The organism is Nonomuraea sp. NPDC049486, from assembly GCF_040676925.1.
GTDB lineage: Bacteria > Actinomycetota > Actinomycetes > Streptosporangiales > Streptosporangiaceae > Nonomuraea > Nonomuraea ferruginea.
Window position 1 is genome coordinate 459,535 of record NZ_JBFAPV010000002.1, and the last position, 17,525, is coordinate 477,059.

Below are 17,525 nucleotides of genomic sequence, written 5' to 3' on the forward strand. Positions count from 1 at the left end.
CACGGCTTCTCTCCCGAGGGAGTCCGCTCATGCCTTGACGGGCCGGGGAAGCCGGGATAGAAAGACGGTAACAGCGTTACCGAGAAGAAACGGCGTTACCGAACATGAGCGTGACCGCGTACCAGCAGGCCCAGCAGGAGGGGCAGGGCGTCGTGCGGGCAGTGATCCTCGACGCCGCCAAGAGCCTGCTGATCGGCGAGGGGCCCGCGGCGCTGACCGTGCGGCGCATCGCCGGCGAGGCCGGCTGCTCCACCAAGGTCATCTACACGCTGTTCGGCGGCAAGGACGGGCTCTGCCGGGCGCTCTGGCTGGAGGGTTTCGCCCGGTTCGAGCGGCGGCTGCTGGAGGTGCCCCACGACGACGACCCGCTGGAGCGGCTGCGGGCCGGCGTCGCCGCCTACCGGGAGTACGCGCTGGAGGAGCCGGAGTACTACCGGCTGATGTTTCAGGGCGCCCTGTCCGGCTACATCCCCGACGAGGCGGCCAGGGATGCCGCCCGGCGGACGTTCCGCCTGCTCGTGGGCGGCGTGCGGCGCTGCCTCGACGAGGGGCGGCTGCGCGGCGGCGGCGCCGCGGAGATCGCCGACGTGCTCTGGATGGCCATGCACGGCGCGGTGAGCCTGGAGCTCTCCGGCTTCTTCGACCGGGCCGAGGCCGGGCACCGCTACCGGCTGCTGTGGACCTCGGTGCTGCATCCCTTCCTCGTTCCAGACGAGAGGACCACCCCATGACGTCCCACCCGTACCGCGACGGCTTCGCCCCCGTCACCGAGGAGATCACCGCCTACGACCTGGAGGTGACCGGCCGGATCCCGGCCGAGCTGAACGGCCGCTACCTGCGCAACGGCCCCAACCCGCTGAGCCTGGACGACCCGTCCGCCTCCCACCTGTTCCTCGGCGAAGGCATGATCCACGGCGTGCGGCTGCGCGACGGCCGCGCCGAGTGGTACCGCAACCGGTGGGTGCGCAACGCCGCCGTGGCCCGGCGGCTCGGCGAGGAGCCGCGCTCCACGCTCACCCACGAGGGCATGGACTTCGCCCCCAACACCCACGTGCTCGGCATCGCCGGGCGCACCCTGGCCACCGTCGAGGCCGGGGCGCTCCCGTACGAGATGAGCTACGAACTCGACACCATCGGCCCGTGCGACTTCGACGGCGGCCTGCCCGGCGGGTTCGCCGCGCACACCCACCTCGACCCCGCCACCGGCGAGCTGCACGCCATGGCGTACTTCTTCGGCTGGGACCACCACCAGCACATCGTGCTCGACGACAAGGGCACGGTCGTGCGGACCAGGGACATCCCGATCGCCGACGCGCCCATGCTGCACGACTTCGCGCTCACCGAGAAGTACGTGGTCATCTACGACCTGCCGGTCACCTTCAGCATGGCCCACGCCGAGCAGGGCGCCTCGCTGCCGTACGCGTGGAACCCCGGCCACGCCTCCAGGGTCGGCCTGCTGTCACGGGCGACCGGCGAGGTGAGCTGGGTGGAGGTGCCGCCGTGCTGGGTCTTCCACACGCTCAACGCCTACGACGACGGCGACCAGGTGGTGGTCGACCTGGTGCGTTACCCGCAGCGGTTCGTCGACGCCCGGCTCGACCTGGGCGGCACGCCGACGCTCGACCGCTGGCGTGTCGACCCGGTCGCCGGCACCTTCACCGAGACGCGGCTGGACGACAGGGCGCAGGAGTTCCCGCGCATGGACGAGCGGCTGACCGGCAGGCCCTACCGCTACGGCTACACCGCGGCGGCCCGCGACCTGATCGACGTGGTCTATCCCGACGACACCGAGCTGGAGGACCTGCCCGACGAGGCGTTCGACAACACGCTGATCAAGCACGACCTGGCGGCGGGCACGCAGCAGGCCCGCCAGTTCGGGCGCGGCGCGTACGTGGGCGAGCCGGTGTTCGTGCCGTCGGGCGACGCGGAGGACGACGGGTACGTGCTCACCTTCGTCAACAACCCGGACAGAGGCGCGGCCGACCTGGTGATCCTGCCGGCGCAGGATTTCACCGGCGACCCGGTGGCCACCGTCCACCTGCCGGTCAGGGTTCCGCTGGGCTTCCACGGGAGCTGGGTCGCCGACTGACCGGCTCGTCGCGGTGGCGCGAGACGGTAACCTCGTGAGGTTGGGTCAGCACACGTGAAGAGGGAGAGCCGTGGCCGATTTGGTCGTCGCCATGGACGGCCCTTCGGGGTCGGGCAAGTCGAGCGCGTCGCGCGGGGTGGCCCGCGCGCTGGGTCTGCGCTACCTGGACACCGGAGCGCAATACCGGGCGATGACCTGGTGGATCCTCCGGCAGGGCGTCGACCTCGCCGACTCCGCCACGATCGCGGCCCGCTGCGGCGAGCCTGAGATCGTCTCCGGCACCGACCCCGACAGCCCCGCCATCCACGTCGGCGCCGTCGACGTGGCGGGGCCGATCCGGGAGGACGAGGTCACCTCGGCGGTCTCCGCCGTGGCGGCGGTGCCCGAGGTGCGGGCCAGGCTCGTCGCCCTCCAGCGGGAGATCATCGGCGCCGGCGACATCGTGGTCGAGGGCCGCGACATCGGCACCGTCGTCGCCCCCGACGCCCCCGTCAAGATCTACCTGACGGCCAGCCCCGAGGCCCGCGCCCAGCGCCGGTCGGCGGAGCTGACCGGCACCACGGCGGAGGCGCAGCAGGCGGCCCTGGCCAGGCGCGACACCCTCGACTCGACACGCAAGACGGATCCACTCTCGATGGCGGATGGCGCCGTCGAGCTCGACACCACCGCGCTCAACCTCGACGAGGTGATCGCGGAGGTGTTGAGACTGGTCAAGGAGCGCACCTGAGCGGTGCGGGACTCTTAAGGATGAGACACCATGTCTACGGGGGATTGGGTCGAGGCTGAGCTCGACGATCTCGAGGTTTCCGGCGACGTCGGCGATAGCACGCCGCTGCCGGTCGTGGCCATCGTCGGGCGGCCGAACGTCGGCAAGTCCACGCTGGTCAACCGCATCATCGGCCGCCGGGAGGCGGTCGTGGAGGACGTGCCGGGGGTGACCCGCGACCGGGTGACCTACGAGGCCAACTGGCGCGGCCGCCGCTTCACCGTGGTCGACACCGGCGGGTGGGACCCTGACGCCACCGGCATGGGCCTGCGCATCGCCGAGCAGGCGCAGGTCGCGACCGAGCTGGCCGACGTGATCGTGTTCGTGGTCGACGCGACCGTGGGCGCCACCGACGCCGACGAGATCGTCGGCTCCGTGCTGCGCCAGTCGGGCAAGCCGGTGATCCTGGCCGCCAACAAGGTCGACAACCAGCAGGTCGAGCTGGAGGCCGCCGCGCTGTGGTCGCTCGGCCTCGGCGAGCCCTACCCCGTCTCCGCGCTGCACGGCCGCGCCAGCGGCGACCTGCTCGACGTGGTGCTCGACGCGCTGCCCGAGACCCCCCGCGAGCGCTTCGCCGACGAGCGCGGCCCCTACCGGGTGGCGCTGCTCGGCAAGCCCAACGTCGGCAAGTCCTCCCTGCTCAACAAGCTGGCGGGGGAGGAGCGGGTGCTGGTCGACCCGATGGCCGGCACCACCCGCGACCCCGTCGACGAGCTGATCGAGCTGGGCGGCCGCACCTGGCGGTTCGTCGACACGGCCGGCATCCGGCGGCGCGACCGCGAGCTGCAGGGCGCCGACTTCTACGCCGCCATGCGCACCCGCTCCGCGCTGGAGCGCTCGGAGGTGGCGGTCGTGCTCATCGACGCCAGCGAGCCCCTCACCGAGCAGGACCTGCGCATCATCGGCCTGGTGATCGAGTCCGGCCGGGCCATGGTGGTCGCGTTCAACAAGTGGGACCTCGTCGACGAGGACCGCCGCTACTACCTGGAGAAGGAGATCGACCGGCAGCTCGTCCGCACCCCGTGGGCGCTGCGGGTCAACATCTCCGCCAAGACCGGCCGCCACGTCGACCGGCTGGTGCCGGCCCTGGAGCGGGCGCTGGAGTCCTGGGCGACCCGGGTGCCGACGTCCCGGCTGAACGCGTTCCTGACCGAGCTGGTGCAGCAGACGCCGCCCCCGGTGCGCGGCGGCAAGCAGCCGAAGATCCTGTTCGCCACCCAGGCGTCGATCGAGCCGCCCAAGTTCGTGCTGTTCACCTCCGGCTGGCTGGAAGACACCTACCGGCGCTTCATCGAGCGGCGGCTGCGCGAGGAGTTCGGCTTCGCCGGCTCGCCGATCGAGGTCACGATGAAGATCAGGGAGAAGCGCCAGAAAAGGGATCGCTGATACCATCGTCGGCAACGCGTCGACGGAGACGAGTAGCCGGGGTCCACGCGGGCCGAGAGAGCCGCCGGTGCTGTGAAGGCGGTCCCGCGCCCCCGGTGAAGACACTCCTGAGTGCGGGGAGGAAATGCCCCGCCGGCCTGACCCCCGTCACAGGGTCCGAGAGGCCGCCCGTTCCCGGGCGGCGAAAGTGCGGTGGCACCGGGAGCTCCCTTCTCCCCCGCACTCCCAAGGGGTCATACACCTTCTTCACCAGGAGCTGTCATGATCTCTCGTGTCCTGTCCGCCGAGCTCGCCGAGCACGCCGGGCAACGAGTGACGATCGCCGGTTGGGTCCATCGCCGCCGGCTGCTGAAATCCGTGTCCTTCCTCGTCGTCAGGGACCGCTCAGGGCTGGCCCAGGCGGTCACCGCGGGCGACCTGCCCGCCGAGGAGAGCGTCGTCCAGGTCACCGGCAGGGTGACCGTCAACCCGCAGGCGCCGGGCGGCGCCGAGCTGACCGAGCCGGAGATCGAGCTGCTGTCATGGCCGGTCGAGCCTCCGCCGTTCGACCTGTTCAGGCCCGTGGTGGCGGCGACGCTGCCGACGGTGCTCGACCACGCGCCCGCCGCCCTGCGCCATCCGGCGCTGCGGGCGCCGCTGGAGATCTCGGCCGCGAGCGTGGCGGGGTTCCGCGCCGCGCTGGACCGGCTCGGGTTCACCGAGGTGCACACCCCGAAGATCGTCGCGTCGGCCACCGAGTCCGGCGCGAACGTCTTCGGCATCGACTACTTCGGCCGGCCCGCCTACCTCGCCCAGTCGCCGCAGTTCTACAAGCAGGCGATGGTGGGCGTGTTCGAGCGGGTGTACGAGGTGGGGCCGGTCTTCCGGGCCGAGCCGCACGACACCGTACGCCACCTGGCCCAGTACACCAGCCTCGACGCCGAGCTGGGCTTCGTCCGCGACCACCGGGACGTGATGGCGGTGCTGCGCGAGGCCGTGGCGGGCATGCTGGAGTCGGTACGCGAGCGCGCCGCCCCGGCCGTGGACCTGCTCGGCGCCGAGCTGCCGGGGGTGCCCGACGAGATCCCGGCGATCCACTTCACCGAGGCGCAGCGGATGACGGGCGAGGACGAGCCCGACCTCTCACCCGCCCAGGAGCGGTGGCTGTCGGAGTGGGCGCTGAAGGAGCACGGCTCGGAGTTCCTGTTTGTCACCGGCTACCCGATGGCCAAACGGCCCTTCTACACCCATCCCGACCCCGGCAGGCCCGGCTACTCCAACGGCTTCGACCTGCTCTTCCGCGGGCTGGAGCTGGTGACCGGCGGGCAGCGGCTGCACCGCCATCAGGACTACCTGGACGCGCTGGCCGCCCGCGGTGAGAGCGCGGAGCCGTACGAGGGATATCTGCGGACGTTCGCGTACGGGATGCCCCCGCACGGCGGGTTCGCCATCGGGCTGGAGCGGTGGACGGCGCGCCTGACGGGCGCGGCGAACATCCGCCAGGTCACCGCGTTCCCGCGCGACCTGCACCGCCTCACGCCGTAGCAGCCCGGCCCGCCGTCCGGGCTCCCCGGACGGCGGGTCAGCCGGTACGGGGGAGCGCCAGCACCTTGCGCAGGCCGGGCAGCACGCACAGCCCGGTCACCGTCTGGCTGATCAGCAGGGCGTAGCCGACGCCGGTGACGCCCGCCACCGGGAACAGCGCGATCACGGTGGCGAACACCAGCAGCGTCATGCCGATCTGCACGGTGGCCAGCTTCCTGGCCTCGCTGCGGGCCCGCAGCGTGCCGAGCCGGATCTCCACCAGCGCCATCGGCAGCACCCCGACGGCCATCAGCCGCAGCAGCGGCGTGCCGGCCTCGGCCAGCTCGGGCCCGAACACCCGCAGGATCAGCGGCGCCCCGGCCACCACGACGGCCACCACCGGCCCGACGATCAGGAAGGTGCGGCGCAGCGCGTCGCGGGTGCTCCGCGCCAGCCGCCCGGCGTCGAGAGAGCCCTCGACGGTCAGCGAGACCGCCATGTTGGCCGCCAGCAGCCCCATCATGCAGCCGAGCGTGTGGGCGATGGAGAAGTAGCCGAACAGCTCGGCGTCGTTGAGCCAGGCGCCCACCATGACCGGCACCAGGTAGAGCACGAGCAGCGTGGACAGGGTGCCGGAGAAGTCGCCGGCCACGAACCGGCCGATCTCCCGCAGCCGCGGCGGGGTGGCGTTCGCGCCCGTGCGGGCCACGTGCCGGGGCACCGCCACCTTGAAGATCAGCAAGGTGACAGGGATGAGGGCGAGCGCCGTGGGCACCATCCACGAGACGAAGATCCCGCCGTACAGCCCGCCCACCGGCAGGGCCCCGGCCAGCACGACCAGCAGCACCATCTTGGCCAGCCCGAACACCGTGCTGTTGACCGGCACCCAGACGGCCTGCCGAAGCCCGGCGAGCACCACGTCCTGCAAGGTGAAGATCGTCCACACCAGCACCGACGCCAGGAACACCACCGCGGGCACGAACCCGGCCAGCTCCCCGTAGGCGGGCCCCCACAACGGCAGCGTCAGCAGGAACCCGAGCGCCGCCAGCACCGCCGTGATGCCGGCCACCCCGTAGCCGCGCAGCACCAGCCCGCCCGTGCCGCGCCCCGACACCGGGATGAACCGGGCCATCACCCCCACGAACGCCAGCCCGACGAGCGAGGAGAACAGCCGCATCGCTGTGATCATGAGCTGGCCCTGGCCGAACGCGGCCGGGTCGTACAGCCGCACGGCCAGGAACCAGTAGCCCAGCCCGAGCAGCGCCGTGACCGCGGTGTTGACCATGAGGGCGTAGCCCTGAAGGAAGAGCGGGTCGCGCAGGTCGGTGCGGAGCCGGGCGACCAGCCCGGTCCGGCGCGGGACCGCCCCTGTGTCACTCGTCATCAGGAGGCGGTCCTTCCAGCGGCGGCTGGACACCCAGCCGCTCCAGCAACGGGATCAGGCGACCGGCGTCGAGCGGGTCGGCGGGCAGCACGTGCCCCGTCCACCAGCGCGCGACACCGGGCGTGGGACCGGTGGGGAACAGCCGGTCGGCATCGAGCCGGTCGGCGGTGGGGATCGGGCGGTCGCCGTCGAGCGGGCCGGCGGGGGGAATCGAGGGGTGGGCATCGAGCGGGTCGGCGGGCAGGATCGTGGTCAGGTAGTCGTCGAGGGGCGGGTCGTACACGAAGCCCGGCACCACGCCGTGCGACTCCAGCGCGGCCACCACCCGGTCGCGGTCGGCCACGAGCAGCGGGACCCGCAGCAGCGGCCGCACCGGCGCGTCCGTCACCCCCGGCGCGGCCCACGGGGTGGCGCGCAGCGCCGCGACCCCGGCCAGCCTGCGCTCCCGCTCGCGCCCGATGGCGCGGATCCGGGAACGGTGCAGGCGCAGCAGGGCGCGGCCGGGGCGCATCCGCCAGTCGTCCAGGTCGATGCGGAGCCACGGGTCCATCGCGTCCAGGTCGCCCGCCGCCTTGGCCACCTCGCCGGCGGTGGTCGGGTAGCGATGGCCGGTCCACGTCATGAGGCCGAGCCGCTTGAGCGTGTGCCACACCGGCCGCACCAGCCCGGTCCGGTAGACCGCCTCCCGCAGCAGCGGCCGCAGCACGGCCGACACCTGGGCCCGCGCCGGGCCGGGCAGCAGCAGCTCCTCGCGGGCCGCGGCCAGCTCCCGCAGCGCGGCCGGATCGGCGGCCGTCAGGAAACCGCCGGACATCGCCCGCCCGTGCTTGGCCAGGCTGAACACCCCGGCCTCGCCCCACAGCCCGGCCGGCCGGCCGTCGGCCTCCGTCTGGAAGGCGTGCGCGGCGTCGTCCACCAGCACCAGCCCGTGCCGGTCGCACGCGGCGCGCAGCCGGGCCACCCGGTCCGGCACCCCGTAAAGATGCGTGGTGAGCACGCCCGCCAGCCCGGACCAGTCGACCCGGTCGACGTCGATGTTGCCGTCACGGGCCGAGACCGGCGCCATCACCGGCGTCAGCCCCGCGGCCAGCGCGACGAAGAGCACGGTCTCGCAGTTCGTCGGCGCGATCAGCACCCGGTCGCCGGGCCGGAACCAGTGGCGCAGCGCCAGCAGCAGCCCGAACCGGGCCGACGGCACGTGCAGGCAGCCCTGCCCGAGCCGCTCGCCCATCCGGGCCTCCAGCTCGGTCGTCCTCATGACGCCGTCCGGCGCGGGTCGCGGGTCCGGCCGGCCTCCACGACGCGACCCCGCGCTCGCCGGAGCCGGCCGGGGGACCTCACGAGGTCACCCGGCGCTTGCCGTAGCTCTTCAGCACCCGGTCGGCCAGCCGGTACAGCGCGGGCGTGCCGAGGACGGCCCGGCGGGCCAGCCGCACCGGCTCGGTGCGCGCCCAGTGGAGGCCCGCCCGCGCCGTCCGCCGCCGCACCACGCCCTCGGCCACCGGAACGGTCCTGCTGGCGAGCGCGTCCTTGTACTCGTAGCCGGCGCCCACGCTCAGGTCGATCGCGTCCAGCCCGGCCTCCGCCGCCGCCTCGGCCATCCGCAGATGCTGGATCAGCCCGGGGGAGTATTTGGCGAACTCCGGATCGTACGCGGGGAACCAGCCGACCAGCGTCGAGCGGCTGCGCAGCCCGAAGTGGCCGGCGACCGGCGTGCCGTCCGCGTACAGCATCGACAGCACGCCGCCGAAGTCCTTGGAGTCGATGGCGTGCAGCCGCTCCACCAGCTCCACCACCCACGGCCGGGCGAACCGGTCGGCGCGGCCGCTGCGCGCGTACTGCCCCGACTTCCACGTGCGCAGCAGCCGGAACTGCTCGACCTCGCCGGGGCTCACCGCGAACGTGGACGTCACCTCGCCCGCGTCGCGGCCGAGCTTGCGCTCCTTGTACTGGGTCGTCTTGAGGAACTTCGGCGACCGTTCGCGCAGCCCTTTCAAATAGGCCTGGTAGCCCTCGGTCAGATCGAGCACGACCGCGTCCTGCGTCAGAGTCACGTACGGGGCGAACCACGGCTGGTCCCGCACCAGGCAGCCGAACTCCCACACGTGCAGCCCGCACGCCCGCAGCAGCCTGCCCGCCTCGAACACGGCGCCAGGCCGGTGCACCACCCCCTGGCACAGCGACACCCACGCGCCGACGGCAGCCCCGACGCCGGAACGTTCCTCGTACGGGAGGAATCCGGCGATGCCGTCACCGTCGCGGATCACCGCGACCCGGACCCGGTCGCTGACCTCGCCCATCACCAGGGCGAAATCAGGGCTCAGGAACGGGTTGTCCAGATGCGGCTGCTCCCGTTGCATCTCCCGCCAGGCGTCGATCTCCGACGTCCCCAGTTCGCGCGGACGCAGAACACCGATCTCATACACGCTCGCCCCCTGCTTCTCGATGTGAGGAGGAACAGCGTAGTCCCGGTCGATGCTCCAGGAGTGGGAGTTATACGAGCGTTGAGCGTGTTGTGGAGCGACGCGGCATGAACCACGCCAGCGCCGCGCCGAGCAGGCAGATGAACGCCGTCACGAGGAACATCTCGGTGTACTCGACGTGCAGCGCGCCCCGCACCTGGGCCGTGTACTCGGCGAGCCGCCGGGCGTACTCGGCGGGTTCGACGCCGAACGGCACCGGCGTGTCGAGGTGCGCGGTCAGCGACTGGAAGCGGTAGAAACCCCAGGCCGAGACGGCGGCGATGCCGATCAGCATGCCCATCATCCTGGCCACCACGACCGCCGCCGACGCCACGCCGTGCTGCGCCGGCCGGGTCACCCGCAGCGCCGCCGCCGACACCGGCGCGATCACCAGGCCCACGCCCAGGCCCGCCACCACCAGCGTGGCGTCCATCATCAGCCGGGCGTCCGCCAGCTCCAGCGGCCATCGGCTCATCAGCCCGTAGCCGGCGGCGGCCACCAGCAGGCCCGCCGCGGTGACCACGCGGCCGCCGGACCGCCGCGTCAGCAGCCCGCCCAGCAGCGCCCCCACCGGCAGCGCGATCAGGAACCGGCCCAGCACCAGCGCCGCCTCCAGCGCCTCCAGGCCGAGCAGCGTCTGGGCGGTGAACTGCACGAACACCATCGTCACCAGCAGCGCCGCCCCGGTCAGGAAGCTCACGCCCAGGGTGGACAGCAGCGGGCCCTTGGGCACGCCCGTGAGATCGAGCAACCGTACGGGCGAGCGGATCTCCCACCAGACGAACGCCGCCCCCACCAGCGTGCCCGCCCCGATCAACGGCGGGCCCCAGGCGGGCAGCACGGCCGCGGCCGGGTCCGGGTTGTACAACCCCACCACCAGCAGCCCCAGCGCCAGCGCGAGTAACCCGCCCCCGACCCAGTCCACCCGCACCTTCACGGGAGCCTCCGGCGGCACGCCCGCGCCGCTCCCGGCGGGGATGCCCCACTGGACGGCGAGGGCGGCGGCGAGCGCCAGGGGGAGGTTGATCCAGAAGATGGCGTGCCAGTCGCCCAGCTCCACCCCGAGCACCGCGAAGCTCGGGATCAGCGCCAGCACCCCGCCGTACACGGGCCCGAGCGCGCTGCCGAGCTCCTGGGCCGCGCCGACCGCTCCCAGCGCCACCGGCCGCTCGCGCTCGCCCCACAGGTCGCCGATGAGCGCCATGGTGATGGGCAGCAGCGCCCCTCCGGCGATCCCCTGGACGGTCCGGCCCGACACCACCATGATCTCGGACGACGCCAGCGCCGTCAGCACCGAGCCGGCCGCGAACGCCGCCAGGCAGGCGTGGATCAGCGGCCGTCTGCCGTAGCGGTCGGACAGCTGCCCGAGCAGCGGCATCGCCGCCACGTAGCCGAGCAGGAAGCCCGTCACCACGGGTGTGGCCCGCTCCAGCCGGTTCAGCGGGATGCCGAGGTCGGTGGCGATGTCGATGAGGACGGTCACCACGACGTACGCGTCGAGCGCGGCCAGCAGCACCACCGCGCCGCCGACGCCGAGCGCGACCCGGCGCGCGCGCCTCATCCGGCCGACGGGGGCGGCGTGATCGTCACCGGCGCGTCGTAGTCGGCCAGCGTCACGCTCACGCTGCCGCCCTGCAGCGGCAGCTCGACCTTGGTGAGCCTGCTGGTGGCCTTGTCGACCCAGACCGTGCCGTTGACGGGCTGGGTGACCCCCGGCACGAGCGTGCCGAGCGTCTGCTCGGAGAACCCGGTCGCCACCCGGTAGGCGCCGCCCTCCTCCGCCTGGACCAGCGGGTCGGAGGCGGATTCGAGCAGCTGGGCGATGCCCTTGGCGGGGTCGAGGATCAGCGAGGGATCGTACAGCTGGGCCAGCTCCCGCCGGGTGAGCTTCTGGAAGCCGCCGGTCGGGCCCTTGAAGTGGACGGTGTCGCCGATCAGCGCGAACGTGATCTCCTGGAGGCTGCCGAACACCTCCAGGGTGATGGTGCCGTCGGCGTCGCCCTGCGCCGTCAGCCGGCCGTCGGCCTTCTTGACCGGGACGTTCGGCTTGCCGTCCGTGGCGATCGAGAACGCCGCCGACTTCACCGACCGCATGGCCGCCGCGGCCTTCTTCATCAGGTCGGGCCCCGCGGGCAGCTCCTCGCCACCGCCGGACGAGCAGGCCGTGAGGCCCGCGACGAGGAGGACGAGGAGCAGCTTTCTCAGCATGAAGCGGATCGTAGCGAGCGGTGGCGCGCGCCGCGCGCGCCGCCGGTATCGGTTGGGTGTCAGCGCAGCTTCTTCAGATGCTCCACGATCGGCGCGAAGGCCCCCTCCAGCTCGCCGAGCTGGTCGTCGGTCAGCCGGTCGACGAAGTGTTCGCGGACGCCGGAGACGTGGACGGGCGCCACCCGCTGGATGGTGTCCCAGCCCTCGTCGGTCAGCACCGCGAAGGTGCCGCGCCGGTCGTCGCGGCAGTCCTCGCGGACGACCAGCCCCTTGGCCTCCATCCGGGAGATCTGGTGGGAGAGGCGGCTGCGGGACTGGATCGTCGCGTCGGCCAGATCGCTCATGCGCATCCGCCGGCCAGGGCTCTCCGAGAGGTTGACCAGGATCTCGTAGTCGTTCAGCGACAGCGCGTGTTCCTGCAGCTCCCGGTCCAGGCGGTGCATGAGGAGCTTGTGCAGCGCCAGGTGGGTTCGCCAGGCACGCTGCTCAGCGGGGGAAAGCCAGCGAGGCGCGCTCATGATCTCCTATCCGGGACACGTCCGGCGGCCGGCCACGACGGTGGCGCCGCCTGTGGGACTCGTATCAAGGTTAACCGGGGATGGCGGCTCTCCTGGCAGGGGTGTCGGTGATGGCGGCCACCAGGATGTCCGGCTCCGCCCGCCACTCCAGCAGATGCCGGCCCGCCCAGTCGCCGTCGCGGGCGGACAGCTCGTCGAGGGTCAGCTCGCCCCGCTTGATCAGCGCTTCCTTGCGCGCCCACACCCGGATCAGGTCCTCGTTGCCGCCGGCATCCTTCCGCTCGCGGGGCGTGAGCGCCATCCCGGCGAGCATGCGGTCGAGCGGGCCGGGCGGCACCCGCTCGGCGTCGACGCCGACGCGGCCGTGACCGGCGGCCGCGCACACGTAACCGCGCGTGTGGCTCAGGCTGACGCCCACCGCCGGGGCCTCCTCCAGGTACGGCCTGCCGTGGCCAGGGCCGTGCACGTGGCAGACCTGGGCCAGCGTGAGCCGGTGCGGGGCGACGCCGAGGAGCTCGGCCGCGCAGAGGCGGACCAGCAGGTGGGCGGCGACGAAGGCGTGGCGGTCGGCCTCGTGCCGGAACCGCGCGGCCCGCTCCCGTTCGGCGGAGGTCAGCAACGTCACCGGGGCGTCCACCTCGTCAGGCCGACCGCCCATCACCAGCGCCATGTCCGCAACGTACACCGTGACCCGGATTTGCCCATCCGCCAACCAACCACAAATCCGGCGAAACCTACGATTAATTGAGGTTCGCCTATAGCGCGCCCTGGGAGTGCGACATGGTTCAGCTCATCAGAAGCGGGCTCGAAGGACTGCGCGAGAGATGCGCCGGGCGTGTGGTCTCCCCGAAGGACGACGGCTACGAGAGCATGCGGAAGATCTGGAACGGCGCCGTCGACCGCCACCCCGGCGTGATCGTCCGGTGCGGCGGGCCCGACGACGCTGAGGCGGCTATCGCCTACGCCCGGCAGGAGGACCTGGAGATCTCCGTGCGCGGCGGCGGCCACGGCTTCGGCGGCCTGGCCGTGACCGACGGCGGAGTCATGCTCGACCTCAGCGCGCTGCGGCAGATCGAGGTCGACGCCGCCAGCCGGTGGGCGTCCTGCGGCGGCGGCGCGACCTGGGCCGATCTCGACGCGGCCACCCACGTGTACGGGCTGGCCACGCCCGGCGGCACGATCAGCCACACCGGCGTCGGCGGGCTGACGCTCGGCGGCGGCTTCGGCTGGCTGAGCCACGACCACGGACTGACCGTGGACAACCTGGAGTCGGCCGACGTCGTGCTCGCCGACGGGCAGCAGGTGCACGCCTCCGCCCGCGAGCACCCCGACCTGTTCTGGGCGCTGCGAGGCGGCGGCGGCAACTTCGGCGTCGTCACCTCCTTCGCCTTCCGGCTGCACCCGGTCGGGCCCGAGGTGCAGGTGGGGATCCTGTTCTGGGAGGCGGAGCGGGGCCCCGAGGCGATCGAGACGATCGACCAGGCCGTGCGGAGCCTGCCGGAACACGTCGGCGTGCTGATCGCCTTCGGGATGAGCGCGCCGCCCGCCCCGTTCGTCCCCGAGGAGCACCGCCTGCGGCAGGGGCACGCGCTCATCGTGGCCGGGTTCGGCTCGCCCCGGCATCATGCCTCGGTGCTGGAGCCGATCACGCGGGCGCTGCCGCCGCTGTTCTCGTTCGCCGCGCCGATGTCGTACCCGCAGCTCCAGTCGCTGCTGGACGACACCGTGCCCTGGGGAACGCCCGCCTACGAGAAGGCGCTCGACCTGCCGTCGCTCGGGACGGGCGCGATCGCCACGCTCTGCGAGCAGGCGGCGCTCAAGGGGTCGCCGATGTCGTTCGTACCGGCGTTCCGCCTCGACGGCGCCTTCAGCGCGATCCCGGACGACGCCACCGCCTTCGGCGGCAGCCGCGAGCCGCACTACACGCTGTCCGTCATGGCGCTCACACCCACGGCGGACGCCTTGGAACAGGAGAGGACGTGGGCCCGCGACGCCTGGTCGGCGCTGCTCCCGTACTCCCGGGGCACCGGCGCGTACGTGAACTTCCTCACCGACCAGGACGAGGACCGCGTGCGGGCTTCCTACGGCGAGGAGAAGTACGCCCGGCTGGCCGCGATCAAGGCCGAGTACGACCCCGACAACGTCTTCCGACTCAACCAGAACATCAGGCCCGCCACCGGCTGAGGAGATAGCCCGGGGTGCCGGGGAACGGAGTGTCCGGCGGCGCGTCGCGCAGGGTGGCCGTGCCCTCCGACGGCGGCACCGCCGGGCAGCGGGCGCCCTCGGCCGGGATCTCCAGATCGACCAGGTAGCGGTCGAAGACCGCCGTCGCGCAGTCGCCCATGCCGTACACGCCGTGCCCCCAGCCCTCGTAGGTGAGCAGCCGGGCCTCGCGCCCGATCTGCCGCGCGGCGGCGGTGGCCCACGCGTAGGCGGTGGCCGGGTCGTGCAGGGCGTTGGCGAGCAGCAGCGGCGGCGTGCCGTCGACGCGCAGCCGGTGCTGCGGGTTCGGGATCGGCGCCCGCGTGCCGGCGCAGGCCGCCAGCATGCCGTACGCGAGCGGGCTGACCAGCATGTCCGGCGCGATCTCCGCCGACCGGCGCAGGTGGGCGGTGTACTCGCGATGGTCGCGCACCGGCAGCAGATAGTCGAGACAGAAGACCCGCGACGCGTCGTTGACCGTCTCCTCCTGCGGGGCCGCGGCCAGGAGCCGCTCGGCGGGCCCGCCGGTCTCCAGCGCCACCAGGAACCGGGCCAGCCCGGAGTAGTCCGGCCCGTAGAACGCGCCGAACGCCTGCCTGATCAGCGTCGTCCTGGAGAGCGGCACGCCCGGCTCGCCGGGGAAGGTCAGCTCGCCCCGCCCGGCGCGCTCCAGCAGCTCCGCCCAGACGGCCCGCACGTCCCTGCCGTGCAGCGCGCAGGACTCCGTCCGGCCGCACCAGGAGACGAACTCGTCGAAGGAGTCCTGCGCCGCCCGCGACTCGGTGTCGAGGAAGGCGCGGGTGCGCAGGCTGTGGTCCATGTTGCTGTCCAGCGCCAGCGCCCGCACCCGGCGCGGGTAGCGCTCGGCGTAGAGCTGGGTGATCAGCGTCCCGTACGAGAGGCCGTAGGCGGTGAGCTTCCGGTCGCCGAGCGCGGCGCGCAGCGCGTCGAGGTCCCGCACGACGCTGCCGGTGTCGACGTGGTCGAAGAGCGGCCCGGTGCGGGCCCGGCAGTCCTGCCGGTAGCGCTCGTTGTGGGCCAGGAGCGCCTCGAAGCCCGCCCGGCTGCCGGCGGTGAGCGGGTCGGGCGCCCGCAGGGCCAGTTCCAGCGAGCACCGGACGGGGTGGCTGCGGCGCACCCCGCGCGGGTCGTAGCTGACCACGTCGAACCTGCTGGTCAGCTCGGCGGTGAAGGCGATCCGGTTCGTGATCACGGCGTCCACCCCTGAGCCGCCGGGACCGCCCGGGTTGATCACCAGCGAGCCGATGCGGGCACCCGGATCGCTGGCCTTGCGGCGGGCCAGCGCCAGGTCCAGCGTCGGCCCGCCGGGGTCGTCCCAGTCGACGGGCACGGCGAGCGTGCCGCACTCGACCTCCGGCGCTTCGGGACAGGGGGTCCACGCGATCCCGCCCGAGGCGCCGGCCGGTAAGACGGGCACGAGGGGGAGGACCGCGGCGATGACGAGGCTGAGGATCAGGACAGATCTTCGCATGACGCGTCCAATCGTCGGTGGGACCCGATCGTCGGACGGGCCCGCCGGCGGCGCCATCGATCCTGAGTACGGTCTTCGCGTCGTCCTCAGGTATCAGCCGAGCAGGACCGACATCCAGCTCTCCACCTCGTCAGGGTGGCGGGGGAGCGCCGCCGACATCAGCCGCGCCCCGTCGGCCGTGATGACCAGGTCGTCCTCGATGCGGACGCCCAGCCCGCGGAACTCCTCCGGCAGGGTGAGGTCGTCCGGCTGGAGGTAGAGGCCGGGCTCCACGGTCAGCACCTGGCCCTCCTCCAGCACGCCGTCCAGATACGTCTCCGCCCGCGCCCTGGCGCAGTCGTGCACGTCCAGGCCCAGCATGTGGCCGCTGCTGCAGAGCGTGTAACGGCGGTAGAGCCCGGTCTCCATGAGCGCGTCGGGGGAGTCCTTCAGCAGGCCCCACTCGTGCAGGCCCTCGCAGATGACGCGCATGGCCGTCAGGTGGAACTCGCGGAACCGGACGCCCGGCCGCAGCGCCGCGATCGCGGCCGACTGCGCCTCGTAGACCAGCTCGTACACCTGCCGCTGCACCGGCCCGAACCGGCCCGAGAGCGGCAGCGTGCGGGTGACGTCGGCGGTGTAGAGGGTGTCGGTCTCCACGCCGGCGTCCAGCAGCAGCATGTCGCCCGGGTCGAGACGGCCGTCGTTGCGGATCCAGTGGAGCACGCACGCGTGCGCGCCGGAGGCCACGATGCTCTCGTAGCCGACCGCGTTGCCCTCCAGCCGCGAGCGCAGCCCGAACACGCCCTCCAGGTAGCGTTCGCCGCGCGGGTGGCCGAGCGCCTGCGGGAGTGCCCGCACCACGTCCTCGAAGCCGCGCACGGTCGCGTCCACCGCGGCCTGCAGCTCGCCGATCTCCCACTCGTCCTTGACCAGCCGCGCCTCCGCCAGGAAGCTCTCCAGCTCGGCGTCGCCGCCGCCGGGCTCCACCGCCTCGTCCACCGCCGGGTCCACGCCGCGCAGCACCCGCGCGGGTCCCTTCAGATCCAGCTCGCGAGGGTGCGCGCAGTCGATCTGATAGAGCTCCGCCGCCTCCGCCAGGTCGGGCCTGCGGCCCACCCAGAACTCGCCGTAACGGCGGTCCCGGTAGAACTCCTGGCCCTCCTCGCGAGGGGAGCGCGGCCGGGTGTAGAGGGTCGCCTCACCGGACGGCTCGATCACGAGCACGTCACCGGGCTCGCCCGCGCCCGTCAGGTACGAGAAGGCGCTGTGCGGGCGGAACCGGTAGTCGCTGTCGTTGCTGCGCACCTTGAGCGTGCCCGACGGCACGACCAGCCGTTCCCCGGGGAACCGGCTCGCCAGGGCCGCCCGCCGCTTGGCCGCCCACGGGGCGACGGGCAGCGCGCGCACGCCGGTCCGCCGCGTGTCCGCCCAGCCCGTCCGCATGAACGCGGCCAGCTCCTCGGAGATCGGCAGGTCGTGGCTCCCGGTGTTGAGAGGCTCGGTCACAGCGGCTCCAACAGTGGTATTTCATAT

Annotated in this window: 15 protein-coding genes; 6 read left to right on the forward strand and 9 right to left on the reverse strand. The window is 72.8% G+C overall.

What is annotated here, in order from left to right:
* The first annotated feature begins 104 nt into the window (after nucleotides 1–104).
* The 5 genes from AB0K05_RS07060 (at nucleotide 105) to aspS (ending at nucleotide 5,765) form a co-directional block, all read left to right on the forward strand.
* Complete coding sequence (locus AB0K05_RS07060) at nucleotides 105–731, forward strand: TetR/AcrR family transcriptional regulator (protein WP_148032578.1); 627 nt, start codon at nucleotides 105–107, stop codon at nucleotides 729–731.
* Complete coding sequence (locus tag AB0K05_RS07065) at nucleotides 728–2,089, forward strand: carotenoid oxygenase family protein (protein WP_148032577.1); 1,362 nt, start codon at nucleotides 728–730, stop codon at nucleotides 2,087–2,089. The genes AB0K05_RS07060 and AB0K05_RS07065 overlap by 4 nt, the downstream gene beginning before the upstream one ends.
* 70 nt (nucleotides 2,090–2,159) lie before the next feature.
* The gene (gene cmk / locus AB0K05_RS07070; RefSeq protein WP_364227335.1) at nucleotides 2,160–2,816 is read left to right on the forward strand and encodes a (d)CMP kinase; all 657 of its coding nucleotides are present in this window, start codon (nucleotides 2,160–2,162) and stop codon (nucleotides 2,814–2,816) included.
* A 30-nt stretch (nucleotides 2,817–2,846) separates the two neighbouring features.
* Nucleotides 2,847–4,241, forward strand: a complete 1,395-nt coding sequence (gene der / locus AB0K05_RS07075; RefSeq protein WP_148032576.1) for a ribosome biogenesis GTPase Der — start codon at nucleotides 2,847–2,849, stop codon at nucleotides 4,239–4,241.
* A 261-nt stretch (nucleotides 4,242–4,502) separates the two neighbouring features.
* The gene (gene aspS / locus AB0K05_RS07080) at nucleotides 4,503–5,765 is read left to right on the forward strand and encodes an aspartate--tRNA(Asn) ligase (protein WP_364227339.1); all 1,263 of its coding nucleotides are present in this window, start codon (nucleotides 4,503–4,505) and stop codon (nucleotides 5,763–5,765) included.
* A 37-nt stretch (nucleotides 5,766–5,802) separates the two neighbouring features.
* Here the strand turns inward: aspS and AB0K05_RS07085 are convergent, their stop codons facing one another.
* From AB0K05_RS07085 to AB0K05_RS07115, 7 genes are all read right to left on the reverse strand, one after another.
* Nucleotides 5,803–7,128, reverse strand: a complete 1,326-nt coding sequence (locus AB0K05_RS07085) for a teichoic acid transporter (RefSeq protein WP_148032574.1) — start codon at nucleotides 7,126–7,128, stop codon at nucleotides 5,803–5,805.
* Nucleotides 7,118–8,386, reverse strand: coding sequence for a DegT/DnrJ/EryC1/StrS family aminotransferase (locus AB0K05_RS07090; RefSeq protein WP_364227342.1), 1,269 nt, complete (start codon nucleotides 8,384–8,386; stop codon nucleotides 7,118–7,120). Before AB0K05_RS07090 ends, AB0K05_RS07085 begins: the two co-directional genes overlap by 11 nt.
* 79 nt (nucleotides 8,387–8,465) lie before the next feature.
* The gene (locus tag AB0K05_RS07095) at nucleotides 8,466–9,554 is read right to left on the reverse strand and encodes a GNAT family N-acetyltransferase (RefSeq protein WP_271278143.1); all 1,089 of its coding nucleotides are present in this window, start codon (nucleotides 9,552–9,554) and stop codon (nucleotides 8,466–8,468) included.
* Between the two features lie 67 nt (nucleotides 9,555–9,621).
* Nucleotides 9,622–11,151 (reverse strand): MFS transporter, encoded by a 1,530-nt coding sequence (locus tag AB0K05_RS07100; RefSeq protein WP_271278144.1) that lies wholly within the window; start codon nucleotides 11,149–11,151, stop codon nucleotides 9,622–9,624.
* Nucleotides 11,148–11,798, reverse strand: coding sequence for an LppX_LprAFG lipoprotein (locus tag AB0K05_RS07105; protein WP_271278145.1), 651 nt, complete (start codon nucleotides 11,796–11,798; stop codon nucleotides 11,148–11,150). The genes AB0K05_RS07100 and AB0K05_RS07105 overlap by 4 nt, the downstream gene beginning before the upstream one ends.
* A 59-nt stretch (nucleotides 11,799–11,857) precedes the next feature.
* Nucleotides 11,858–12,316, reverse strand: coding sequence for a MarR family transcriptional regulator (locus tag AB0K05_RS07110; protein ID WP_148032570.1), 459 nt, complete (start codon nucleotides 12,314–12,316; stop codon nucleotides 11,858–11,860).
* A 70-nt stretch (nucleotides 12,317–12,386) separates the two neighbouring features.
* Nucleotides 12,387–12,986: a 4'-phosphopantetheinyl transferase superfamily protein gene (locus AB0K05_RS07115; RefSeq protein ID WP_271278146.1), complete on the reverse strand. Its 600-nt coding sequence runs from the start codon at nucleotides 12,984–12,986 to the stop codon at nucleotides 12,387–12,389.
* A 110-nt stretch (nucleotides 12,987–13,096) separates the two neighbouring features.
* Here AB0K05_RS07115 and AB0K05_RS07120 point away from each other — a divergent pair, with 110 nt between their 5' ends.
* The gene (locus AB0K05_RS07120; protein WP_271278147.1) at nucleotides 13,097–14,500 is read left to right on the forward strand and encodes an FAD-binding oxidoreductase; all 1,404 of its coding nucleotides are present in this window, start codon (nucleotides 13,097–13,099) and stop codon (nucleotides 14,498–14,500) included.
* Here the strand turns inward: AB0K05_RS07120 and AB0K05_RS07125 are convergent.
* Together AB0K05_RS07125 and AB0K05_RS07130 are read right to left on the reverse strand one after the other, a co-directional pair.
* Nucleotides 14,481–16,010, reverse strand: a complete 1,530-nt coding sequence (locus AB0K05_RS07125; RefSeq protein ID WP_271278148.1) for an alpha/beta fold hydrolase — start codon at nucleotides 16,008–16,010, stop codon at nucleotides 14,481–14,483. The genes AB0K05_RS07120 and AB0K05_RS07125 overlap by 20 nt on opposite strands.
* 93 nt (nucleotides 16,011–16,103) lie before the next feature.
* A complete protein-coding gene (locus AB0K05_RS07130) occupies nucleotides 16,104–17,498 on the reverse strand; it encodes an aminopeptidase P family protein (RefSeq protein WP_148032567.1) in 1,395 nt (464 codons plus the stop codon).
* Between the last annotated feature and the right edge of the window lie 27 nt (nucleotides 17,499–17,525).

What these genes read in the sequence shown, in the direction of transcription:
- AB0K05_RS07060 (WP_148032578.1), top strand. Translation starts at nt 105, where the DNA reads ATGAGCGTGACCGCGTACCAGCAGGCCCAGCAGGAGGGGCAGGGCGTC.
- AB0K05_RS07065 (WP_148032577.1), top strand. Translation starts at nt 728, where the DNA reads ATGACGTCCCACCCGTACCGCGACGGCTTCGCCCCCGTCACCGAGGAG.
- der (WP_148032576.1), top strand. Translation starts at nt 2,847, where the DNA reads ATGTCTACGGGGGATTGGGTCGAGGCTGAGCTCGACGATCTCGAGGTT.
- aspS (WP_364227339.1), top strand. Translation starts at nt 4,503, where the DNA reads ATGATCTCTCGTGTCCTGTCCGCCGAGCTCGCCGAGCACGCCGGGCAA.
- AB0K05_RS07085 (WP_148032574.1), bottom strand. Translation starts at nt 7,128, where the DNA reads ATGACGAGTGACACAGGGGCGGTCCCGCGCCGGACCGGGCTGGTCGCC.
- AB0K05_RS07090 (WP_364227342.1), bottom strand. Translation starts at nt 8,386, where the DNA reads ATGAGGACGACCGAGCTGGAGGCCCGGATGGGCGAGCGGCTCGGGCAG.
- AB0K05_RS07100 (WP_271278144.1), bottom strand. Translation starts at nt 11,151, where the DNA reads ATGAGGCGCGCGCGCCGGGTCGCGCTCGGCGTCGGCGGCGCGGTGGTG.
- AB0K05_RS07105 (WP_271278145.1), bottom strand. Translation starts at nt 11,798, where the DNA reads ATGCTGAGAAAGCTGCTCCTCGTCCTCCTCGTCGCGGGCCTCACGGCC.
- AB0K05_RS07110 (WP_148032570.1), bottom strand. Translation starts at nt 12,316, where the DNA reads ATGAGCGCGCCTCGCTGGCTTTCCCCCGCTGAGCAGCGTGCCTGGCGA.
- AB0K05_RS07115 (WP_271278146.1), bottom strand. Translation starts at nt 12,986, where the DNA reads ATGGCGCTGGTGATGGGCGGTCGGCCTGACGAGGTGGACGCCCCGGTG.
- AB0K05_RS07120 (WP_271278147.1), top strand. Translation starts at nt 13,097, where the DNA reads ATGGTTCAGCTCATCAGAAGCGGGCTCGAAGGACTGCGCGAGAGATGC.
- AB0K05_RS07125 (WP_271278148.1), bottom strand. Translation starts at nt 16,010, where the DNA reads ATGCGAAGATCTGTCCTGATCCTCAGCCTCGTCATCGCCGCGGTCCTC.